The organism is Frondihabitans sp. 4ASC-45 (genome assembly GCF_049472575.1).
Lineage (GTDB): Bacteria > Actinomycetota > Actinomycetes > Actinomycetales > Microbacteriaceae > Frondihabitans.
The window spans coordinates 1-22,361 of sequence record NZ_JBCEBN010000004.1 but is presented as its reverse complement, the minus strand read 5'-3'; the positions used below and the strand labels follow the sequence as shown (position 1 = coordinate 22,361).

Genomic DNA, 22,361 nt, shown 5'->3' with positions numbered 1-22,361 from the left:
CCGGCCGACGGGGTGACTGCTGCCGACGCTGCTCCTGTCACGGCTGCCGATGCAGCCCCCGTCAGCGCTGCCGAGCTCGAGCGCGCGGGTGAGGTCGTCGCCCGGGTGTCGAAGGCGTTCGCGGCCAAGGTCGTCGGGCAAGAGGGTCTTCGCGAGTCGCTTCTGATCGCGTTGATCACGGGTGGTCACGTCCTCCTCGAGAGTGTGCCCGGCCTTGCCAAGACCACCGCCGCCCAGACACTGGCTCAGGCGGTCGACGCGAGCTTCCGGCGAATCCAGTGCACCCCCGACCTGCTCCCCAGCGACATCACGGGCACACAGATCTACGACGCTCAGTCGTCGACGTTCGTGACCCAGCTCGGCCCCGTGCACTCCAACTTCGTGCTGCTCGACGAGATCAACCGGTCGAGTGCCAAGACGCAGAGCGCCATGCTCGAGGCCATGCAAGAGCAGCAGACGTCGATCGGCGGCACGGTCTACAAGCTCCCCAAGCCGTTCCTGGTGCTCGCGACGCAGAACCCCATCGAGCAGGAGGGCACGTACCAGCTGCCCGAGGCACAGCTCGACCGGTTCCTTCTGAAAGAGATCCTCGACTACCCGTCGCCGGCCGAAGAGGCCGAGATCATCCGTCGGATCGAGACGGGCGTGTACGACGACAACTCGGTGGCCGAGTCGACGGGTGTCCACCTCGACGACGTGACGTTCTTGCAAGACCTCGCCAAGCGCGTCTACATCGACCAGTCGATCGTCAACTACATCGTTCAGGTCATCTACGTCACACGGCATCCGCACGGCTACATCCCCGGCACGATGGCCGACTACGTGCAGTTCGGGGCGAGCCCCCGCGCCAGCATTGCGTTCACCCGGGCCGCCCGTGCCCTTGCGATCCTGAACGGGCGTGACTACGTCATCCCCGAAGATGTCAAGCATCTCCGGCACTCCGTTCTCCGGCACCGGTTGATCCTCGGCTACGAAGCCGCAGCTGACGAGGTGCGCCCCGAGACGATCATCGACGCCATCTTCGGCGCCGTTCAGACGCCGTAGCTTCATGGCGGGCCTCCTGTTCCGGGTGAAGACGAAGATGAGCCTCTTCGCGACTCGAAAAACCCTCGACCTCCTCGAGGGCGGCTACGCGTCGGTTCACCGGGGTCGAAGCCACGACTTCGACGATCTGCGCGCCTACGTCCCCGGCGACGAGGTCAAAGACATCGACTGGAAGGCCACCGCGCGGCACGGCGAGCCCCTTGTCAAGCGCTACATCGCGTCGCGTCGGCACAGCCTGGTGCTCGTCGTCGACACCGGTCGCAACATGGCGGCCACCGCCGAGAGCGGGGAAGCGAAAAAAGATATCGCCATCATGGCGGCGGGCGCTCTGGCGTCGATCGCCACCGGTCACGGCGACGTCGTCTCGCTCGTGGTCGGCGACGAGAGCGGCGTCCAGAGTTTTCCGTCCGGCCAGAAAGACGAGCATCTCGAGCGTCTCCTGCGCTTCGTCGACGAGCGCATCACTCTCGATGCTCCCCGCAGCGACGTCCTGGGGCTGCTCGAGCACGTTGCTCGCCGACTGACCACCCGTTCGATGATCCTCATCGTCACCGACGACGGGCGACTCTCCGACGAGCACGCTTCCGCACTGCGTCGGCTTCGCATCCGCCACGAACTCCTCTGGCTGACGATCGGGGATGCCGACCTCATGCGCCGCGCGACCACGGGCGCGCCGGTCTACGACGTGCAGGAGGTGGCGGCGCTTCCGGCGTACGTGCGCTCCAATCGATCGCTCCAGGTCCTCTTCGAGCAGACGGCGGCCACGACCGTCGAGGCGACCGAGCACGAGTTGCGTCAGCTGGGCGTCACGAGCCACCGGGTCGCATCACAGGGCGAGGTTGTCGCCGGCCTGTTCACCCTTCTCGAGAAGCAGCGCCGTGCTGGGCGATAGGGGCTTCTTCGGCCCCACCCAGTACGACCGCTGGGTGCTCTATCTCGTCGCCGGAGTCCTCCTCCTGGCGCTCGTCGCCGCCTGGTACGTCTTCGTCGTGCGCTTCTCCGCGACGAGAGTCCCTCGGCCGGTTGTCGGAGGCCCGGCACCCCGGGTCGATCTCCGTGAACTCCAACGGAAGTACTCCGCCATGATCGACGAGGTCGGGTCGGAGTCCTCCGCAGGACGTCTCGACGAGCGTGCCGTGCACAGCCGCCTCAGCCTGCTGCTCCGCTTCTTCGCCTCCGAGGCGGCCGGTATCGACGCCCAGGTCATGACCCTCGACGACCTCCGTCGCACGCCGTTGCCGTCGGTGACTCGCGCAGTGGAGCGGTATTACCCGCCCGCCTTCCAGAAGCAGCACCCGGGAGATCCCGATGCCGCGATCGCCCAGGCGCGTCAGGTGGTGCACTCGTGGAGCTGATCTTCTGGTGGATGCCCCTCGCGGCCATCGGTGCCGCCATCGTCGGCGCCTTCGTCTACGTCCGCTGGCGCCGCCGAACTCGGGAGCGGCTCCACCGCGACGGAACCCCGGTCGCCCACAGCGAGCGGCTCACCGAGCTGCCGGAGTACCGCCGCGTCCTCCGTCGGTACCGAGCGCTCCTGTCCGCCCTGCTCGTCGTGGTGGTCGTCGCCTCGGGTGCGGGAGTGCTGCTCTCCTCCCGTGTGGCCAGTCGCGACGTCGTCGAGCCTCAGTCCTACAAGCGCGACATCATGCTCTGCCTCGACGTGTCCGGCTCGATGACCGACGTCGACGCGCGCATCGTCGACACCTTCGCCACGCTCGCCAAGGGGCTCGACGGCGAGCGGATCGGGTTGACGGTCTTCGACAGTTCGGCCGTGCAGGTCTTTCCGCTCACCGACGACTACGACTACGTGCGCAGCCAGCTCACGAGCTACCGCGACTCGTTCCGGTCGCAGGGGGAGAGCGGACTTCGCTACTGGACGGGCACCGACCTCGGCCAGGGCGCCTCGCTGATCGGAGACGGTCTCGCGTCGTGCGTACTGGGGTTCGACGGCGACGACTCGGGCAAGCGCCCGAAGTCGATCGTGCTGGCCACCGACAACTACGTCAACGGAAGCCCGATCCTGACGCTCACGCAGGGTGCCGCCCTCGCCAAGAAGCGTGACGTGCGCGTCTACGCGATCGATCCGGTCGACTACTCGGCCGACGGCTCGCCCGACAAGGTCGCCACCGAGCTCAAGACAGCGGTCGATTCCACCGGGGGTGGCTTCTACGGGCTGTCGTCGAGCGACACGGTCCCGTCGATCGTCCAGAAGATCGACGCACAGGAGGCCGGGCTCTTCACGGGTGCCAAGCGTCTCGTCATCGCGGATCACCCGGCGCCCTTCGCCATCGCCGCTCTACTGCTTGTGATCGGTGCGCTGGGGTTGCTCTGGAGGGTGCGCCTGTGAACTTCCTCGTCTTCAAGCCCGTGCTTCCCTTTCCAGTGCTCGTCATCGCTGCCGTGGTCCTCCTCGGTTTCGTCGCCTGGCGCATCGTCGCCGAGCGGTCAAGTCGCCGTCTGGCGCTCGCCTGGGTCCGTCGCGGGGTGGTCGTGGCGCTTCTGATCGTCATCGCCGCACGCCCCGGAATCCCGGGCGGCACCTCGCAGGCCTCGGTGGCCGAGTTGAACGTGTTCTTCGTCGTTGACACCACGTCGAGTTCGGCGGCCGAAGACTGGAACGGCTCCAAGCCCCGCCTCGACGGGATGCGGAGCGACATCGAGGCTCTCACGGGCGAGCTCGCGGGGGCCCGTTTCTCGCTGATCACCTTCGACTCCGACGCCCTGCAGCGCGTGCCCCTCACCGACGATTCCTCCGCCGTCGTCTCGACGGTGAAGTCGATGCGACAGGAGATCACGACCTATTCGCACGGGAGCACCATCTCAGAGGCCTCGTCGCTGCTGACCGAGAAGCTCGAGGCCGCTCACAAGAGCGACCCCCGACGCGCGAACGTCGTCTACTACCTCGGCGACGGCGAGCAAACGGTCGAGGCGGCACCCGGTTCGTTCGCTTCGGCGCGCAATGCCACCGACGGCGGGGGAGTCCTCGGGTACGGCACGGCGGCCGGCGGCCGCATGAAGGTCTTCGACGGCTACGGAGACCAGTACTCGCAAAAGGGCTACATCCAAGACCGGACCGCCGCCGGTTCGCCCGATGCGGTCTCGAAGATCGACCAGCCCAACCTCGAAGCCATCGCCTCCCAGCTCGGCCTGCCCTATCTGCACCGCGAGTCGGGTGCATCGCTCGCCTCCGTCGTCGACGACGAGAAGAAGGGCCACGTGGTGAGTTCTGCGGGACGCACGGAGAACACTCGCGACCTGTACTGGATCCTCGCCATTCCCCTGTTCCTCCTGCTCTTCATCGAGATCGCCGTCGTAGCCCGCGCTCTAGGCGACATCCGCCCGGCCCGCGTCGGCAGTCGCGCCCAGTCGAGAACGCAACCGGCCGGAGGTGTTCGCCGATGAGCACGACACTTCTGCAGCAGGTTGCACCGCCCCCGCCGCCCGACGGCATCGACGACGTCTCGGAGCCGGAGGTTCCGGCCGACCTCGCCGCCTACCGTCGGCGGTATCGCCGTCGACTCCTCTGGTGGTCGGTCGTTCCCGTGGTTCTGATCGTGCTGGTGGCACTCAAGCTGCTCAGCCTGCCCACGTTGGCCGCGCTCTCTCAGGCGACGTACGATCGCGGTGCCTACGAGCAGACCACGACCATCAGCGACGGCCTCGCTCCCGTCAACGTCATCGAGCCGTGGGTGCGCCATTTCGAGCGCGGCACGGGGCTCGCCGGGGTCGGCGTGATCGTCGATGCCCGTGGTGAGTTCGAGCGGGCTCTTCAGCTGGTGCCGGTCGCGAACGTCCGGGCGGTCTGCATGATCCGCACCAACCTCGCGCTCGTCGTCGAGCAACAGGGCGACAGCGCGCGCCTCGACGGCGACCAGACGAGCTCGACGAAGTTCTACACCGAGGCGCTCGCACTCATCGACGCTTCGCCCGACGGCTGCTTCGACAACTCCGACGGCGCCGGAACCCCTCCCACCAAGAAGCCGCTCGACGACGAGAAGGCACGCCTCCAGCAGAAGCAGCAGGGCTCCGGCGGAGAAGACGGCGGCCAAGGGCAGGGCGGCTCGAACCAGGGTGACCAGGGGCAGGGCGACCAGAACGGCCAGGGTGACTCCGGGTCACCGTCCGACGGCTCCGGTCAGGGCGACAGCCAAGACGGCGACGGCTCGTCTGGCAGCTCCGGCAAAGACCCGCTTGACCAGTTGCAGCAGCAGAACGGCGACGCCCAGAAGCAGCAGCAGGAGAACAACGATCGCAACCGGCAGTTCGACCAGAACGACGGCGATTACTCCGGCAAGCCCTGGTAGCGAGCGCGGTGGCCCGGTCTCGGCCTCGCTAGGCTTGGCGTGTGACCACTCGTCTTTCTCAGCTCTTCGTCCGCACGCTTCGTGAAGATCCCTCCGACGCCGAGGTGACCAGCCACCGTCTGCTCGTGCGCGCCGGCTACATCCGCCGACAGGCCCCGGGCATCTTCGCGTGGCTGCCGCTCGGTCTCAAGGTGAAGGCGAAGATCGAGGCCATCATCCGCGACGAGATGCAGGCCGCCGGCGCTCAAGAGGTGCACTTTCCCGCCCTCCTGCCCCGTGAGCCCTACGAGGCGACCGGCCGGTGGTCGGAGTACGGCGAGGGCATGTTCCGTCTAAAAGACCGCAAAGACGCCGACCTCCTGCTGGCGCCGACGCACGAAGAAGCGTTCACGCTCCTCGTCAAAGACCTCTACTCCTCGTACAAAGACCTGCCCCTGACGCTGTTCCAGATCCAAGACAAGTATCGCGACGAGGCACGCCCCCGCGCCGGTCTCCTGCGCGGCCGCGAGTTCACGATGAAAGACGCCTACTCGTTCGATGCGTCGGATGCCGGGCTCGATGCGAGCTACCAGAAGCAGCGCGACGCCTACGAGCGGATCTTCGCGCGCCTCGGGCTCGAGTACGTCATCGTCAAGGCCGATGCCGGTGCCATGGGCGGTTCCCGCAGCGAGGAGTTCCTGCACCCGACCCCTGTCGGCGAAGACACGTTCGTGCGTTCGGCGGGCGGCTACGCGGCCAACGTCGAGGCCTTCACGACGATCGTCCCCGACAGCATCCCCATCGAGGGCCTCGCGCCCGCGACCGAGCTCGAACCGCGCGAGACTCCCACGATCGCGACGCTCGTCGCCCACATGAACGCCGCCCACCCCCGGGCGACGGGGGAATGGTCGGCATCCGACACTCTCAAAAACGTCATCGTGGCCCTGACCCACCTCGACGGCACCCGTGAGATCGTCGCCGTCGGGCTTCCCGGCGACCGTGATGTCGACATGAAGCGCCTCGAAGTCGCCTTCCAGCCCGCCGAGGTCGAGGCGGCGGGCGACGCCGACTTCGCGAAGAACCCCCTGCTGGTCAAGGGCTACATCGGGCCGCAGGTGCTCGGGGCAGAATCCGAGAGCAGGATCCGCTACTACGTCGACCCCCGCATCGTCTCGGGCAGCACCTGGGTCACCGGAGCCAACGCCGAGGGCGTGCACGTCTCCGGCCTCGTCATGGGTCGCGACTTCGCAGCCGACGGCGTCATCGAGGCTGCCCAGGTGCGCGAGGGCGACCACGCTCCCGATGGCTCCGGCCCGATCGAGACGGCTCGCGGCATGGAGATCGGCCACGTGTTCCAGTTGGGCCGCAAGTACGCCGAAGCGCTCGGCTTGAAGGTGCTCGACGAGAACGGCAAGCAGGTGACCGTCACGATGGGGTCGTATGGCATCGGGGTGACGCGGATCCTCGCCATCATCGCCGAGTCGAACAACGACGCCAAGGGCCTGATCTGGCCCGAGAACGTCGCACCGTTCGACGTCCACGTCGTCGCGACCGGCAAAGACGCGGTGGTCTACGAGGTCGCCGAAGAGCTGGTGTCGGCGCTCGAGGGTGCTCGACTGGACGTGCTCTTCGACGACCGTCCGAAGGTGTCGCCCGGGGTCAAGTTCGGTGACGCCGAGCTGCTGGGAGTCCCGCAGATCGTCGTCGTCGGTCGGAGCGCCGGTGAGGGCATCGTCGAGCTCTGGGATCGCCGCACGGGCGAGCGCACGCCGGTGCCGATCGCCGAGGCCGTCGCCGCGCTGACTGCGCCCCGCGCCTAGGCTCGGGCGAAGGCAGCGAAGCGCCCCTTCGCTTTGAGCCCTCCTCCTCGGGGAGTCCGAAGGGAGCGGAGCGACCCTTCAGCGTCGTGAACCCGGCCATCTGCCATGCCCGCCGCCCTCCACTCCCGCTGTTCGGCCTTCTCCCTCCCACCCGGTAGGCTGAGGTCTGCGAATCGGCCACCGCCACATTCGCGACAATTAAAAAAAGGAGGCTTTCCAAGTGGATATCGACCTTGGCGTGTTGCGACTCATGGAGCGCGAACGCGAGATTCCCTTCGATGAACTGGTGCAGATCATCGAGCAGGCCATCCTCACGGCCTACCTCAAGCACGAAGACCAGTCCGAGGGCGCTGACTCTCACCCGTCGACGCCGTCCGCCCGTGTCGAGCTCGACCGCAAGACCGGTCATGTCTCCGTCTTCTCGATCGAGCGCGACGAGAACGGCGAGGTCGTCGGAGAGGCGATCGAGACGCCCGACGACTTCGGCCGAATCGCCGCCTTCGCAGCGAAGCAGGTCATCAACCAGCGCCTCCGCGACATTGGCGACGACAAGGTGCTCGGCCAGTTCAAGGGGCGCGAGGGCGAGATCGTCGCCGGCGTCATCCAGCAGGGGCCGAACCCACGGATGATCCACGTCGACCTCGGCTCGTTCGAGGCGATCCTGCCTCCCGAAGAGCAGGTGCCCGGTGAGAACTACGCGCACGGCACCCGCATTCGCGTGTACGTGACCAGCGTCTCCAAGGGTCTGAAGGGTCCGTCCGTGACGGTCTCTCGCACCCACCCCTCGCTGGTGCGGAAGCTCTTCGCACTCGAGGTCCCCGAGATCGCGTCCGGCGTCGTCGAGATCGTCTCGCTCGCTCGCGAGGCGGGCCATCGCACTAAGATGGCCGTCCGTGCGACAGAGCCCGGTGTGAACGCAAAGGGTGCCTGCATCGGCGAGCTCGGTCAGCGAGTGCGCGCGGTCACGGCCGAGCTGAACAACGAGAAGATCGACATCGTCGACTACTCGCCCGACCTGCCGACGTTTGTCGCCAGCGCTCTTTCGCCCGCCAAGGTGTCGAGCGCTTTCGTGATCGACGCCGCCACCAAGGCCGTCCGAGCCCTCGTGCCCGACTATCAGCTGTCGCTGGCCATCGGCAAGGAGGGGCAGAACGCCCGTCTGGCGGCGAAATTGACGGGTGCTCGCATCGACATCCAGCCCGACTCGATCCTCGAAGACTGAGGCCGTCGACCGATTCGATCTGCAGATAATCGAGTTCGTTCCCCCGTGGCGTCCCTGGCGCCACGGGCTCAGGGGAGTAGTATGGAATCCGTCAGAACGTGCATCGGTACTCGAACGCGCGCTCCACGGTCCTCTCTCTTGAGGGTCGTCGCCCGAGATGGCCGCGTTATCGCAGATGCGTCGGCCACCGAACCGGGCAGGGGCGCCTGGTTGATGCCAACGATGCAGGCCTACGAGACGGCCGTCCGGCGCAAGGCTTTTCGCCGAGCGCTCCGGCTCGACGCAGAACCCGACACTGGCGACTTGCTCCTCTACCTGCAACGGCACGAGCAGAGCGTCGACAACCCCAACGAATCATCCCTCCCGTAAGAACTCTTACGACCACGCGTCCGGGCACCTCGCCCGGCCGCCGAAAGAACAGGCTGATCGGCTTATGGACAACTAATGAGCACCTCGAAATGAGTTGCGTCCAGCACTAATGGCTTCCTCCTATCCGGGTGGAGGCCCGAGACAGGAGAACAGTGGCTAAACCACGCGTACACGAGATCGCAAGCGAGCTCGGTATTGAAAGCAAGATCGCCCTCGAGAAGCTGAAAGAGATGGGCGAGTTCGTCAAGGGCCCGTCTTCCAGCATCGAGCCCCCCGTCGCACGCAAGCTCCGCGCTGCGTTCGCCGATCAGGCCAAGCCGGCCGATGCCCCCGCGGCCAAGGCTCCGGCCGCCGCTGCGGCGACGCCCACCAAGGCTCCCGCTTCGAGCGGCCCTCGCCCGGGTGCTCCTCGCCCGGCTGCGCCGACCCCCGGCCCGGCGGCTCCCAAAGAGACCGTCGCCCCCGCCGAGGCTCCCGTCGCCGAGGCCCCTGCGGCCGACGCCGTCGTGACCCCGGCCCCGCTCACGGTCGCCGAGCGTCAGGCTCAGGCCGAGGCCGCTCGTAACGCCCCCAAGGCCGACGTCGATGCGCCGGCCGCGGCCAAGGGCGCCCCGACTCCCGGTGGGCCCCGACCCGGCGCCCCGCGCCCCGGCAACAACCCCTACTCGTCCAACCAGGGCATGGGGCGCCCGAGCGCTCCTCGTCCGGGCGGTACCGGCGCTCCCGCGGCCGGCATGCCCCGTCCCGGCGGAGCAGCGGGCCCGCGCCCGCAGGCTCCTCGCCCCGGTGCTCCCCGTCCGGGTGCTCCTCGTCCCGGCGGCCCCGCTCGTCCCGGCGGCTTCGGCCAGCGTCCGGCCGGTGCCGGTGGTCGTCCCGGCGGCGGCGGTTTCCAGCGTCCCGGTGCAGCCAGTGCTGGCGCGGGTGCTGGTGCTCCCGGTGGTTTCCGTCCCGGCTTCGGCGCTCCGCGCCCTGCCGGCGGCGGTGGCGGCGGTCGCGGCCGTGGCCCCGGTGGTGGTACCGCTGGTGCATTCGGTCGCGGTGGCGGCAAGAGCAAGGCACGCAAGTCGAAGCGGACGAAGAGGGCCGAATTCGAGATGCGTCAGGCGCCGTCGCTCGGTGGCGTCAGCGTTCCCCGCGGTGACGGCAAGACGGTAGTCCGACTGCGCCGCGGCGCGTCGATCTCCGACTTCGCCGACAAGATCGACGCCAGCCCCGGCAACCTGGTCACCGTGCTGTTCCACCTCGGTGAGATGGCTACGGCGACTGAGTCGCTTGACGAGGCCACCTTCGAGGTGCTGGGCGAAGAGCTCGGCTACTCGATCCAGGTCGTCTCGCCCGAAGATGAAGACAAGGAGCTCCTCGAGGGCTTCGACATCGACCTCGAGCAGGAGCTCGACGACGAAGACGAATCCGTTCTCGAGATCCGTCCCCCCGTCGTCACGGTCATGGGTCACGTCGACCACGGTAAGACGCGCCTCCTCGACGCGATCCGCAATGCCAACGTGGTCGCCGGCGAAGCCGGTGGCATCACGCAGCACATCGGTGCTTACCAGGTGTGGGCTCCGCACGAGGGTGTCGAGCGCGCCATCACCTTCATCGACACACCGGGTCACGAGGCGTTCACCGCCATGCGTGCTCGTGGTGCCCAGGTCACCGACATCGCGATTCTCGTGGTGGCGGCCGACGACGGCATCATGCCGCAGACGGTCGAGGCCCTGAACCACGCCCAGGCGGCCGGCGTGCCGATCGTGGTCGCGGTCAACAAGATCGATAAAGACGGTGCCAACCCGGCGAAGGTCCGTCAGCAGCTGACCGAATACGGTCTGGTCGCTGAGGAGTACGGCGGAGACGTGATGTTCGTCGACGTGTCGGCTCGCGATCACAAAAACATCGACAAGCTGCTCGAGGCGGTTCTTCTCACCGCCGACGCCGGTCTCGACCTGCGTGCGAACCCCGATAAAGATGCTCGTGGTATCGCAATCGAGGCGCGACTCGACAAGGGTCGCGGTGCCGTCGCAACCGTCCTCATCCAGTCCGGTACCCTCCGGGTCGGAGACGCCATCGTGGCCGGAACGGCTTATGGCCGCGTCCGCGCCATGATGGACGAGAACGGCGACCCGGTCGACGAGGCCTACCCCTCCCGTCCGGTTCAGGTGCAGGGCCTTTCGAGCGTTCCTCGTGCCGGCGACACCTTCCTCGTCACCGAAGAAGACCGCACGGCCCGTCAGATCGCCGAGAAGCGCGAAGCCGTCGAGCGCAACGCCCAGCTGGCCAAGGCCCGCAAGCGCATCTCGCTCGAAGACTTCACCCGCGCACTCGAAGAGGGCAAGGTCGAAGCGCTCAACATCATCATCAAGGGTGACGTCTCCGGTGCCGTCGAGGCACTCGAAGAGTCGCTGCTCAAGATCGAGGTGGACGACAGCGTGCAGCTGCGCATCATCCACCGTGGTGTGGGTGCCGTCACGGAGAGCGACGTCAACCTCGCAACGGTCGACAACGCCGTCATCATCGGGTTCAACGTCCGGCCCGACACGAAGGCGCGCGAGCGTGCTGCTCGAGAAGGAGTGGACATCCGCTTCTACTCGGTCATCTACGCTGCGATCGAAGACATCGAGAACTCGCTCAAGGGCATGCTCAAGCCCGAGTTCGAAGAGGTCCAGTCGGGTGTCGCCGAGATCCGCGAGATCTTCCGCTCCTCCAAGGTCGGAAACATCGCCGGTGTCATCGTCCGGTCCGGAACGATCACGCGCAACGCCAAGGCGCGGGTCATCCGCGACGGTGTCGTTATCGCCGACGGTCTGGCCATCGACTCGCTGCGTCGCTTCAAAGACGACGTCACCGAGGTGCGGACTGACTTCGAGGCCGGTATCGGTCTCGGCAAGTTCAACGACATCCAGATCGGCGACGAGATCGAAACCACCGAGATGGTCGAGAAGCCCCGCGTCTAACGTGTGGCAGCGCCTCTCACGAGAGCAGAAGAGCGGGCCCGCCGGATCCTTCGATCCAGCGGGCCCGTTCCCGGCACGAAGAAAGAAGCACACCATGGTCGACGCACAGCGCGCCAGCAAGATGGCCGATCGCATTCAGCAGATCGTCGCCCGACGTCTCGAGCGCGGAATCAAAGATCCGCGCATCGGTTTCGTCACCATCACCGACGTGAAGGTCACGGGCGATCTGCAGCACGCCTCGATCTTCTACACGGTCTACGGCAGTGACGAGGAGCGGGCCGACACGGCTGCGGCTCTCAAGTCGGCGACGGGCATGTTCCGCACCGAGGTCGGCAAGAACATCACGGCTCGGCTGACGCCGTCGCTCGAGTTCATCCCCGACGGCATCCCCGAGAACGCAGCGGCGATCGACGCGCTCCTGATCGAGGCACGCGAGCGCGACGCTGCGGCCCAGTCGCTGGCGTCGTCGGCGAAGTACGCGGGCGACGAAGATCCGTACGTCAAGCCGCGCGAGATCGCCGACGACGAGCCCGACGAGCGCTAGCCCGAGAAATAAGGGCACAGGCCCGCACGAGCGGTACAGGCCCGCACGATCGGCACAGACACCCCGCCTAGCCGGGGTGGTTGCGCCGATCGTGCGGGTTTCGTCATTCCGGCAGCGTGTAGCCGGCCGTCGCTGAGCCCGTCACGAGCCCGTCGCGCAGCAGGCTCGCGAGCGCTCGCGCCCGCTGCGCCTCGTCGGGCCAGACGGCGTCGACTTCGGCGGCCGTGACAGGGATGTCGCTGGCGCGCAGTTCACCGAGGATCCGTCCGCGCACCTGGCGATCCGACCCCTCGTACTTCTTCTGTGTGCGTCGAGCGGGCCCCTCGTGCGCCGGCTTGCCCGCCAGCACCCACGCGCACTGATCGCGCAGCGGGCAGTCGTCGCAGCGCGGGTTTCGAGCCACGCAGACGAGGGCGCCGAGCTCCATGACGCCGGCGTTGGTGTCGTGGGCCAGGGCCAGGTCGTCCGGTAGCTGCGACTCCATGAGGGGGAGATCGTGCTTGGCGTTCGGCGAGGCCGGCTCGGCCCGACCCTCGACGGCTCGGGCGAGCACGCGGCGAACGTTGGTGTCGACGACGGGAACACGCAGCCCGAAGGCGAAGGTGGCGATGGCCCGAGCGGTGTAGTCGCCGATGCCGGGCAGGGCGAGGAGGGCGTCGACGTCGGAGGGCACCTCCCCGCCGTGCTGATCGGTGATGGCGACGGCGCAGGCGTGCAGGTTGAGGGCGCGCCGGGGATAGCCGAGGCGGTCCCACGCGCGGACCGCCTCCGAGGCGGGGGAGGAGGCCAGTGCTGCCGGGGTGGGCCAGCGCTCCAGCCACGCTTCGAGCTTCGGGATGACGCGGACCACGGGCGTCTGCTGCAGCATGAATTCGCTGACGAGTGTGCCCCATGGGGAGAAGCCGGGCCGCCTCCACGGCAGGTCGCGGCCGTTCTCACGAAACCAGGCCACGATCGCGGGGGAGATTGTCACTCGACGAGCCTAGGCTTTGCCGCATGATCCGTTGGGCACCCGAGAAAAAAGACACCGTTCGCGCGTTGGCGGACGAGATCCTCCACAACTACGGGCGGGGGCGCACGTTCATCGCGGTCGACGGGCCCGACAGCGAGGCTGCGGCGGCGTTTGCGGACGACCTGGTCCAGGCAGTAGCCGAGGCCGGTCACGCCGGGTTCCGCGCCTCGCTGCGCGACTTCCTGCTGCCGCGCGCCGAGCGGGAGCGCCTGCAAGACGATCGCGCCGTCGATGTCTCCAAGCTCCGCCGCATGTTGATCGAGCCGTTCCGCCTCGGCGGCAGCGCGTCCTGGGTGCCCGCGGCGTTCGACGCCGCGGCCGACCGGGAGTTCGAACCGACCTGGGTGACAGGCCCCGACGATGCCGTCCTGATCGTCGACGACGCTCTTCGCGGTCGCGATGAATTGTCGGTGCTCTGGAACTACTCCGTCTGGGTCGAGGGCGGCGAGACCGCCGACCGGAGCCCCGCGGGTCGCCGTCGCGCGCAGGCCGTCATCGACAACACCGACCCCGAGCACCCGCGCCGCCTGTTCGACGACGCCTGCTGACCACCTCGGGCAGCCGGTAGACTCGGGCCCCGTGAACAGCGGCATTCTTCTCGTCGACAAGCCGCAGGGCATCACGAGCCACGGCGTCGTCTCCCGGGTGCGCAAGGCGGCCGATACGCGCAAGGTCGGCCATGCCGGCACGCTCGACCCGATGGCGACGGGCCTCTTGGTCGTCGGCATCAACTCCTCGACGCGGCTCCTGACGTTCGTCGTGGGCCTCGACAAGACCTATAAGGCGACGATCCGGCTCGGTGTGTCAACCACGAGTGACGATGCCGACGGCGAGGTGATCTCGGTGACCGGGGCTGCCGACCTGGCGAGCGATCGGATCCTCGAGGCCATGACTCCGTTGACCGGCGACATCCTGCAGGTGCCCACCACCGTCAGCGCCATCAAGGTCGGCGGCAAACGTGCCTACGACCTCGCCAGGCAGGGCATCGACGTCGAGCTCAAAGCCCGACCGGTGACCGTCTCGCGCTTCGACGTCGTCGAGCGGCGAGACGCCACCCATGAGGGCACACCGGTGATCGACCTGGACGTCGTGGTGGATTGCACCTCGGGCACGTATATCAGGGCTCTGGCGCGCGACCTCGGGTCGGCTCTGGGAGTCGGAGGGCATCTGACCGCCCTGCGGCGCACGCGAATCGGCCCGTTCGACGTCGACGGAAGCGTGGCCGTCGACGACCTCGATGCCGACGCCGTGGATGACCGCCTGCAAAAGCCCGCAGACGTGGCCAGGATCCTGTTCGACGTCCTCCAGCTCGATGCACAGCAGACCATCGACCTCGGCCACGGCAAGAAGCTCGAGGTCGAGCGCGACGACACGCCTGGCCCCGTCGCCGCGATCACCCCCGAGGGCCGCCTTCTGGGGCTCGTCTCGGTGACTCAGGGGCGTGCCAAGCCGATCATCAACTTTCCCACCGACGAGGTACACGCATGATCGACTGGTTCACCTGGGTGCAAGCGGGAATCGCCACCGCCGTCGCCCTTTTCTGCATCGTCATGGGGTTGGCCAAGCGCCAGCCCAACGACTACACCGTCGGCGCGATGGCGCTGATCGAGGTGCTCCTGCTGGTGCAGCTGGTGGTCGCGATCGTCGCACCGTTCGTGGGCAACCAGGCGACCGGCAGCGTCGTCGAGTTCTACATCTACCTCGTGGTCGCCCTGCTGCTTCCCCCTCTGTCGGTCGTGTGGGCGCTCGTCGATCGATCGCGCTGGAGCAACGTCGTCATGGGGGCGGGGGCGTTCGCGGTCGCCGTGATGATCGTGAGAATGCTCCAGATCTGGACGGCGTAGTTTCGCGCGACGAGGTAAACGCCCATCGTCACACCCGTCCAGTAAGACTTGAGCTTGAGTCGCGACGGCGCACGGTCACCCCGAATGCCGCCGGGGCCATATCCTAGGACGTGATGGTTCAGAAGACTTCAACACGAGCAGTCGGCATCGGCCGCGTCCTTATCGCGGTCTACGCGATCCTCGCTCTTGCGGCGACCGCACGGTCGGTGTTCCAGATCAGCACGCAGTTCGACCAGGCTCCGCTCGCCTACTCGCTCAGCGCCCTCTCCGGTGTCATCTACATCATGGCGACCATCGCGCTGATCATGCCCGGGCGTCGCTGGTACGCCATCGCCTGGGCGACGATCTCCTTCGAATTCGTCGGCGTCGTGCTCGTGGGCCTGCTGTCGATCATCGACCCGTCGGTGTTCGTTCCGAGCTCGCAGTACGCGCACTCCGATCACGCCACCGTGTGGAGCTACTTCGGCATCGGCTACGGCTTCGTGCCTCTTGTGCTCCCCATTCTCGGAATGCTCTGGCTGCGCCACACGCGCCCCGGCCACAACGCTGAGGTCGCCGCCGACGATCCGGCCGTCCAGGACGCCTGAGCGCCGTGGAGTTCTTCGCGGGCGTCGACCAAGTCCCGCCGGGGTTCGGGCCCTCGGCTGTGACGATCGGCAAGTTCGACGGGGTGCACCTGGGGCACCGCGCGGTGATCAATGCCCTCGAAGACGTCGCTCGAGCGCGAGATCTCGTCTCGGCCGTCGTGACATTCGACCGGCACCCTCTCGCCGTGCTGCACCCGGGCTCCGTTCCCGCGGCCCTCACGAGCAACCGCCAGAAGCGCGAGCTGCTCGACGGCACCGGTGTCGAGGCCACCCTCCTGCTGACCTTCGACGAGCAGCTCCGACTGCTCAGCCCGGAGCAATTCGTCGACCGGATCCTCGTCGGCGCGCTCCAAGCCGAGGTCGTCTTGGTCGGCTCCGATTTCCGATTCGGAGTGCGGGGCAGCGGCACGGTCGACGTCCTTCGAGAGCTCGGTCGGAGTCGAGGCTTCGATGTCGAACTCATCCCCGACGTCCTCATCCCCGCTTTCACCGTCCCGGGTGATCCCGATGGGCCCGAGCGGCGGGTGTCGTCGACCTGGATCCGCGAGCTCCTCGACGAGGGCAAGATCGACCAGGCCACCGTGCTCCTCGGACGTGCTCCCTCGGTTCGCGGGGTGGTCGTTCACGGCGAGAAGCGCGGCCGCGAGCTCGGCTACCCGACGGCGAACATCGAGCCCCGCAGCGAGGGGTTCGTGCCGGCCGACGGGGTCTACGGGGCCCGGGTGATCATCGACGGAACCGTTCGCGCGGCGGCCGTCTCGGTCGGCAACAACCCGACGTTCGACGGTGTGCCCGAGAAGCAGGTCGAGGCGTACGTGCTCGACTTCGACTCCGACCTCTACGGCGCTGAGATCACCGTCGAGTTCGTGCGGTACCTGCGCGGCAATGTGCGTTTCGACGGCATGCCCGCCCTCATCGCTCAGATGGCCGACGACGTCGAGACGGTTCGCGGCCTGCTGTTGTAACCCCCGTCGCCTCGGCGCCGACCCGAGGTCGTTCTGGCGTCTTCCGACGCCCCGTGCCTGACTCCAGCCGCAGCGCAACGGCGTACCGTGAGCGAATGCCCTCACAGAACTCAGGATCCAGCGCGGTCACCGGAACGGGTCGGCGCGCCCTGGTCACCGGAGCCACCGGATACATCGGCGGTCGCCTCGCCCCCCGTCTCGTCGAGGCGGGCTTCGACGTGCGCGTCTTCGTGCGCAACCCGGACAAGCTCATCGGTGTTCCGTGGGCCGACTCCGTCGAGGTCGCCCAGGGCGACCTGACCGATCGCGAGTCGGTCGGCGCGGCGATGGTGGACGTCGACGTGGTCTACTACCTGGCGCACGCCATGGCCGGTCGCGGCGACTTCGAGAAGGCCGAACTCCAGGCCGCGCAGACGGTCGCAACCGCAGCCGCTGCGGCGGGTGTCAAGCGGATCGTCTACCTCGGCGGGCTCCACCCGGAGGGCGACCTGTCTCGTCACCTGGAGTCACGCAAGAAGGTGGGCGACACGCTCCTGGCGAGCGGTGTGCCGACCGTCGCTCTCCAGGCGGGAGTGGTGATCGGATCCGGCTCGGCCTCGTTCGAGATGATCCGTCACCTGACCGACGTGCTGCCCTACATGCCGGCGCCCAAGTGGGTGCGCAACTTTATCCAGCCGATCGCCGTCCGCGACGTGTTGCACTATCTGCTGGGTTCGGCCGACGCGCCGGCCGACGTCAACCGCACGTTCGACATCGGCGGCCCCGACGTGCTGCGGTACGGCCAGATGATGAACGGCTACGCCGTCGAGGCCGGTCTCAAGCAGCGGCCGATCGCCCCGCTTCCCGTGCTGACCCCGTGGCTCGCCTCACAGTGGGTCAACCTCGTCACGCCCATTCCTCGCGCCCTTGCCGTGCCGATCATCGAGTCGCTCCAGTACGACTGCGTGGTACGCGAGAACGACATTGAGGCCCTGATCCCGGCCCCGGAGGGCGGACTGACCGGTTACCGCCGTGCCGTGCGCCTTGCGCTCGGCAAGATGCGAGACGGCGAGGTCGAGACGAGCTGGCAGGACTCGTCGATCTACGGGGCCCCGAGCGATCCGCTTCCGAGCGACCCCGACTGGTCGGGACACACCGTCTACACCGACGATCGTGAGCGCGACACTGCGGCGAGCCCGGAAGAACTGTGGAAGGTCATCGAGAGCATCGGTGGCGAGAACGGGTGGTACTCGTTCCCGCTCGCCTGGGCCGCGCGAGGGTGGATGGACCGGCTGGTCGGGGGAGTGGGGTTGCGGCGCGGGCGGCGGAGCGCGACCTCGTTGCGCCCGGGCGACGCCCTGGACTGGTGGCGTGTGGAGAAGATCGACCGGGACCGATTCCTCCGCCTCCGCGCCGAGATGAAGGTGCCGGGCAAGGCCTGGCTCGAGATGTTCGTCGAGGAGCGTCCCGGCGGCTCTCACTACCGCCAGCGCGCCGTGTTCTTTCCACAGGGGCTGAGCGGCAGACTGTACTGGTTCGCGATCCTGCCCTTCCACGGGGTCATCTTCTCGGGCATGCTGAATAGGATCGCCGCAACGGCCGAGCAGGGCACGGTTGCCGATGGCACCGAAGCCACTCGGGCCGATGTCGCCGCGCAGAAGGGTATTTGATGACGATGAGCGAGAAGCTGGTATTCCTCGGAGACAGTCTGACCGAGGGCGGTGACTGGCAGGCCTGGTTCCCGGGCGACGATGTCGTCAACCTCGGCGTCGGGGGCGACACGACCGCCGATGTCCAGGCGCGACTCGACGCGGTGGCCGCAGCCGACCCCGACTCGATCGTCCTCCTCATCGGTACGAACGACTTCGCCTCCAAGCGGTCGGTCGAACAGGTCGTGCGCGCCGTCGAGACGATCCTCGTCGATCTGCGTCGCATGCTGCCGGGCGTCCGGCTCCTGTTGCAGTCCATCGCGCCGCGTCAACCGGAGTTCAGCGACCGCATTCGCGACGCCAACCGACACCTGCGCCAGTTCGCGGCAACCGTCCGCGCTCAGTATCTCGACCTCTGGCCCGCTCTGGCGACCGACGGAATCCTGAACCCCGACTTCACCGACGACGGCCTGCACCTGACGCAGGCCGGGTACGACGCCTGGCTCGACGAGCTCCGCCCAGGGCTTGAGCGACTGCGCGAAGAGCCGCCGATGAGCCGCCCCATCACGATCATCCGCCAGCCGTAGTCGCCGGTAGGCTGGGCCCATGCCCACACCCCAGAAGGCTGCATTCTTGCGGCCTGCCCTCGCCCCGGGGCTCCTCGCCGCCGTGGCGCTCGTGGCCGGGGCTACCCTGATCCATTCGCCGGCCTTCGTCGGGTTCCGATACGTGGTGTCGATCCTCGCGTTGATCGTGCTCGTCTTTGCCTGGCGTGGGCGGGCGTACCTCTACCTGCCGTTCCTGGCCGCGATCGCCGTCGTCTGGAACCCGGTGTGGGTCATTCCCCTCACCGGCCAGCTGTGGCAGGGCCTGCAGTTCATCGCCGCGGCCGTATTCATCGCGGCGGGCATCCGGATCAAGGTGCCGTCGCCCGAAGCGACGTCGACGGGCCCGGGCTCCCGATCTCCGCAACCTCGCTGAGCCGGATCCTCGACACCTTTCGGGGTGAGCGCACCCCGTTCGCATCAGTAGGTGCGAATCAGAGTAAAATCGTGTGATTGCACGAACGGCCAACCCGGGCCGTCGCAAGACTGGAGTATGAATGGGCACGGAGATCGTCGACCAAGCGGAGAGTCCCCTCTTGACCCCCCGCTCGAAACCCGACGGTCGAGAGCTCACTCTCCATCGAGACGACCTCGTGATCCGCAAGGGGCAATACACGCTTCTCAACGGGCACCTGACTCCGCAGCAGTCCATGCTCGAAGACCTGGCGTTCGTCAAACGCGTGCTCGACGAGGCGCGTATTCCGCACCTTCTTGTGCGCGGCAACCACGACCGACCGGTGATCGCGCTCGAGATCACTCGTCGTGCCGAGTTCGAAGAGGCCCTTGCGGCCGCCGCCGGAACCGAGCCGTTCTACTCGAAGCCCGGAAAGCAGCGTGCCCAACTCGTCTCGACCGACGGCCTCGGCCCCGAGTCGGAGCGCGTCCTGCGCATCTACCGCCCCCGGGTCGAACCCATCGGCCGCCTCCGCTACGGTGCCGGATCCGCAATCCAGATCGAATTCTGGATCATGACCGAGACCGAGGTGCTGGCTCCGGTCGAGAACTCGCTCATGCGCCGCGAGCTACCCCGCGGTGAAGCCGTCGAAACGCCGATCGAGCGCTACGGCATGGACTGGGTGACCCTCGAGCACATGTTCGACGATCACGCCACCGACATCACTTTCGAGATCGACATGGTCTTCTCCTGGGTCGACGGCAACTCCGTCGAGTACCAGCGGGCGCGGGCCGCGCGAGCGACGAGCCACGTGGTGGGGGAGGGCGACGATTCCGTGGCCCGCTTCCGCCAGATCGACGAGCTCAAGTACGCCCTGCGATCGGTCTACATGTTCGCGCCGTGGGTGCGGAACATCTACATCGCGACCGACTCACCCGCACCCGAGTGGCTCGCCGATCACCCGCGCGTGCGCGTGGTGCGAAGCGAGGAGTTCTTCGCCGACCCCTCCGTGCTGCCGACCCACAACTCGCAGGGCGTCGAGTCGCAGCTGCACCACATCAAGGGTCTCAGCGAGCACTTCCTCTACTCGAACGACGACATGTTCTTCGGGCGTCCCGTCTCACCGGGAATGTTCTTCTCGCCGGGCTCGGTGACGAAGTTCATCGAGGCTGCGACGCGAATCGGCCTCGGGCTCAACAACGCCGAGCGCAGCGGCTTCGAGAACTCGGCGCGTGTCAATCGCGCGCTTCTGCAGCAGCGGTTCGGTCGGGTCACGACCCGGCACCTCGAGCACACGGCGGCGCCGCTTCGAAAGAGCGTGCTGACCGAGATGGAACACGAGTTCGCCGAAGAGTTCCGGGCAACCGCCGCATCGCCGTTCCGGGCCGCCTCGAACATCTCGGTGACGAACTCGCTGTACCACTACTACGCCCTGATGACGGGCCGTGCGATCGTGCAAGAAAACGCCAAGGTCAGCTACGTCGACACCACGATGGTGTCGGGCCTCGCGTTCCTCTCGGAGCTGCTGAAGAAGCGGTCGTACGACTTCTTCTGCCTCAACGACGGATCGTTCCCCGAGGTGACCGACGAAGAGCGCACCGCCGTCGTCACCGACTTCCTGGAGCGCTACTTCCCGTTCAAGGCTCCCTGGGAGGCCTGAGGGTCGGATCGGCGGCTAGACCCGCCCTACAGGGTGCCGATCGGGCCGGTCAGCGACAGGTCGCGCGTCGGCACGACGATCTCGGCCGTCTGCTCGGCACGGTGACGCGGACGCGCCTCAGGAATCTGGATGCCGGCGGCTTCGAGCTTGGCGGCGACCTGCTCCGGGCCGACGTACTCGCCGACCGTGCGGTAGCTGCCGATCGGCACGACCGAGTTGACGATCGTCTCCGGGTAGACGTGCATCAGGTTGTACGACTGAGCACCGTCTTGACCACGCGTCGCATCGGTCGGGATGTTCAGGTCAGCCGTGTAGCACGTAGCCGACGCCACTGAAACCGGAACCCCGGCGAACATCGCGTTGGTCGAGAAGTGCAGGTGGCCCGCGATGATGGAGCGGACGTCGCTGCCCTCGATGACCTCGGCGAGAGCCGCCTGATCGCGGAGTTCGACCAAGACCGTGAGGTCTTTGATGCTGGGCACGGGCGGGTGGTGCATGGCGAGGATGGTGCCGTCGGGAGCATTCGTCGAGAGTTCTTCGGCGAGCCAGTCGAGCTGGTCTCCGCTGAGCTCGCCGTAGTGCTTGCCAGGAACGGTGGTGTCGATGGTGATGACTCGAAGGCCGTTGACGTCGTAGACGAGGTCGACCGGTCGAGAACTCGGGATCTGTCCGAAGAGCTCCTGGCGGAAAGCACCACGATCGTCGTGGTTGCCCATCGCCCAGATGATCTGCGCTCCCAGACGAGAGGCGATCGGCTCGATGAGCTGACGGAGCTTGCGGTACGCACCTGCTTCGCCCTTGTCGGCCAGATCTCCGGTGACGACAATGGCCTCGGGCCGGGCACCGGAGTCTTCGAGCTCGGCCATGATCTGGCGGAGCCTCGATTCGCTGTCGACGTCACCGTAGAGGTCGCCGTCACCCTCGATGAGGTGGGTGTCGCTGAGGTGAAGGAGGAAGTGGTCGGGCCGAGCATGCTCGGCCGTGCGGAGACCCATGGTTCTCACATTCGCGAATAACTTGTGTAGCAGGCTGACGTGGACGACCTTGACGCTCACGCTTGTGCAATGTGTTCGGAGACAAGTTCACCATCGGTGGGCTGGTCGTACGGTGAACGTCACCGCGCGAGTCGGTAAACCGTGCCTGAACATGTCTTGAACCCGCTCGACACTAGTCGGGCATCTTTCACGGGGCGAGGCCCCCGTTCGAGTCGTTGGCGAGTTATTGCCCAACTCAATGGGCCAGGGCAGAAAAGCGGACACGAAAAAGCGGGCCACCCGAAGGTGACCCGCTATTCGAACTGGCGAACCGAGATTTACGCGTCGGCGCCGACGATGTTGATGACCTTGCGGCCGCCCTTGGCACCGAACTCGACGCTGCCCGCGGCGAGGGCGAACAGGGTGTCGTCGCCGCCACGGCCGACGTTGACGCCGGGGTGG

The 22,361-nt window shown here is 67.2% G+C and carries 23 protein-coding genes; 20 read left to right on the top strand and 3 right to left on the bottom strand.

Going from position 1 to position 22,361, the window contains the following annotated elements:
- The first annotated feature begins 12 nt into the window (after nt 1-12).
- The 11 genes from VH571_RS07840 to rbfA all read left to right on the top strand — a co-directional run bounded on the left by VH571_RS07840 (nt 13) and on the right by rbfA (nt 12,230).
- The gene (locus tag VH571_RS07840; RefSeq protein ID WP_423264282.1) at nt 13-1,044 is read left to right on the top strand and encodes an AAA family ATPase; all 1,032 of its coding nucleotides are present in this window, start codon (nt 13-15) and stop codon (nt 1,042-1,044) included.
- 4 nt (nt 1,045-1,048) lie between these two features.
- Nucleotides 1,049-1,936, top strand: coding sequence for a DUF58 domain-containing protein (locus VH571_RS07835; protein WP_423264045.1), 888 nt, complete (start codon nt 1,049-1,051; stop codon nt 1,934-1,936).
- The gene (locus tag VH571_RS07830; RefSeq protein ID WP_423264043.1) at nt 1,923-2,399 is read left to right on the top strand and encodes a hypothetical protein; all 477 of its coding nucleotides are present in this window, start codon (nt 1,923-1,925) and stop codon (nt 2,397-2,399) included. The genes VH571_RS07835 and VH571_RS07830 overlap by 14 nt, the downstream gene beginning before the upstream one ends.
- Entirely contained in the window at nt 2,390-3,391 is a 1,002-nt protein-coding gene (locus VH571_RS07825; RefSeq protein ID WP_423264042.1) for a VWA domain-containing protein, read from the top strand. The genes VH571_RS07830 and VH571_RS07825 overlap by 10 nt, the downstream gene beginning before the upstream one ends.
- Nucleotides 3,388-4,446 (top strand): VWA domain-containing protein, encoded by a 1,059-nt coding sequence (locus tag VH571_RS07820; protein WP_423264041.1) that lies wholly within the window; start codon nt 3,388-3,390, stop codon nt 4,444-4,446. The genes VH571_RS07825 and VH571_RS07820 overlap by 4 nt, the downstream gene beginning before the upstream one ends.
- Nucleotides 4,443-5,348: a hypothetical protein gene (locus VH571_RS07815; RefSeq protein WP_423264040.1), complete on the top strand. Its 906-nt coding sequence runs from the start codon at nt 4,443-4,445 to the stop codon at nt 5,346-5,348. Before VH571_RS07820 ends, VH571_RS07815 begins: the two co-directional genes overlap by 4 nt.
- 41 nt (nt 5,349-5,389) lie before the next feature.
- Entirely contained in the window at nt 5,390-7,147 is a 1,758-nt protein-coding gene (locus VH571_RS07810) for a proline--tRNA ligase (protein ID WP_423264038.1), read from the top strand.
- A gap of 220 nt (nt 7,148-7,367) precedes the next feature.
- A complete protein-coding gene (gene nusA / locus VH571_RS07805) occupies nt 7,368-8,369 on the top strand; it encodes a transcription termination factor NusA (RefSeq protein ID WP_055958477.1) in 1,002 nt (333 codons plus the stop codon).
- Nucleotides 8,370-8,450: 81 nt separating this feature from the next.
- Entirely contained in the window at nt 8,451-8,738 is a 288-nt protein-coding gene (locus VH571_RS07800; protein WP_423264037.1) for a YlxR family protein, read from the top strand.
- 152 nt (nt 8,739-8,890) lie between these two features.
- On the top strand, nt 8,891-11,686 hold the full coding sequence (gene infB / locus VH571_RS07795; RefSeq protein ID WP_423264036.1) for a translation initiation factor IF-2: 2,796 nt from the start codon (nt 8,891-8,893) through the stop codon (nt 11,684-11,686).
- A 94-nt stretch (nt 11,687-11,780) separates the two neighbouring features.
- Nucleotides 11,781-12,230, top strand: coding sequence for a 30S ribosome-binding factor RbfA (gene rbfA / locus VH571_RS07790; protein ID WP_055958471.1), 450 nt, complete (start codon nt 11,781-11,783; stop codon nt 12,228-12,230).
- Between the two features lie 103 nt (nt 12,231-12,333).
- Here rbfA and VH571_RS07785 read toward each other — a convergent pair whose 3' ends face one another.
- A complete protein-coding gene (locus VH571_RS07785; RefSeq protein WP_423264035.1) occupies nt 12,334-13,203 on the bottom strand; it encodes an A/G-specific adenine glycosylase in 870 nt (289 codons plus the stop codon).
- 23 nt (nt 13,204-13,226) lie between these two features.
- On the opposite strand from VH571_RS07785, the gene VH571_RS07780 reads away from it, so the two are divergent.
- The 9 genes from VH571_RS07780 to VH571_RS07740 all read left to right on the top strand — a co-directional run bounded on the left by VH571_RS07780 (nt 13,227) and on the right by VH571_RS07740 (nt 20,925).
- On the top strand, nt 13,227-13,790 hold the full coding sequence (locus VH571_RS07780; protein WP_423264034.1) for a hypothetical protein: 564 nt from the start codon (nt 13,227-13,229) through the stop codon (nt 13,788-13,790).
- A 31-nt stretch (nt 13,791-13,821) separates the two neighbouring features.
- Complete coding sequence (gene truB / locus VH571_RS07775) at nt 13,822-14,730, top strand: tRNA pseudouridine(55) synthase TruB (RefSeq protein WP_423264033.1); 909 nt, start codon at nt 13,822-13,824, stop codon at nt 14,728-14,730.
- A complete protein-coding gene (locus tag VH571_RS07770) occupies nt 14,727-15,086 on the top strand; it encodes a hypothetical protein (RefSeq protein WP_423264032.1) in 360 nt (119 codons plus the stop codon). Before truB ends, VH571_RS07770 begins: the two co-directional genes overlap by 4 nt.
- A 113-nt stretch (nt 15,087-15,199) precedes the next feature.
- Entirely contained in the window at nt 15,200-15,673 is a 474-nt protein-coding gene (locus VH571_RS07765) for a hypothetical protein (RefSeq protein ID WP_055958455.1), read from the top strand.
- 5 nt (nt 15,674-15,678) lie between these two features.
- Nucleotides 15,679-16,638, top strand: a complete 960-nt coding sequence (locus VH571_RS07760) for a bifunctional riboflavin kinase/FAD synthetase (protein ID WP_423264030.1) — start codon at nt 15,679-15,681, stop codon at nt 16,636-16,638.
- Between the two features lie 95 nt (nt 16,639-16,733).
- Nucleotides 16,734-18,287: an SDR family oxidoreductase gene (locus VH571_RS07755; protein ID WP_423264029.1), complete on the top strand. Its 1,554-nt coding sequence runs from the start codon at nt 16,734-16,736 to the stop codon at nt 18,285-18,287.
- Nucleotides 18,288-18,292: 5 nt separating this feature from the next.
- Entirely contained in the window at nt 18,293-18,853 is a 561-nt protein-coding gene (locus VH571_RS07750) for a GDSL-type esterase/lipase family protein (protein ID WP_423264028.1), read from the top strand.
- Nucleotides 18,854-18,872: 19 nt separating this feature from the next.
- Complete coding sequence (locus VH571_RS07745) at nt 18,873-19,247, top strand: DUF6804 family protein (protein ID WP_055958443.1); 375 nt, start codon at nt 18,873-18,875, stop codon at nt 19,245-19,247.
- A gap of 121 nt (nt 19,248-19,368) precedes the next feature.
- Nucleotides 19,369-20,925 (top strand): stealth conserved region 3 domain-containing protein, encoded by a 1,557-nt coding sequence (locus VH571_RS07740; protein WP_055958440.1) that lies wholly within the window; start codon nt 19,369-19,371, stop codon nt 20,923-20,925.
- A gap of 26 nt (nt 20,926-20,951) precedes the next feature.
- Here VH571_RS07740 and VH571_RS07735 read toward each other — a convergent pair whose 3' ends face one another.
- Together VH571_RS07735 and VH571_RS07730 are read right to left on the bottom strand one after the other, a co-directional pair.
- Nucleotides 20,952-21,920, bottom strand: a complete 969-nt coding sequence (locus tag VH571_RS07735; protein ID WP_123944845.1) for a phosphodiesterase — start codon at nt 21,918-21,920, stop codon at nt 20,952-20,954.
- Nucleotides 21,921-22,237: 317 nt separating this feature from the next.
- A partial coding sequence (locus VH571_RS07730; RefSeq protein ID WP_423264281.1) for a 50S ribosomal protein L27 occupies nt 22,238-22,361 on the bottom strand: 124 nt, incomplete at its 5' end.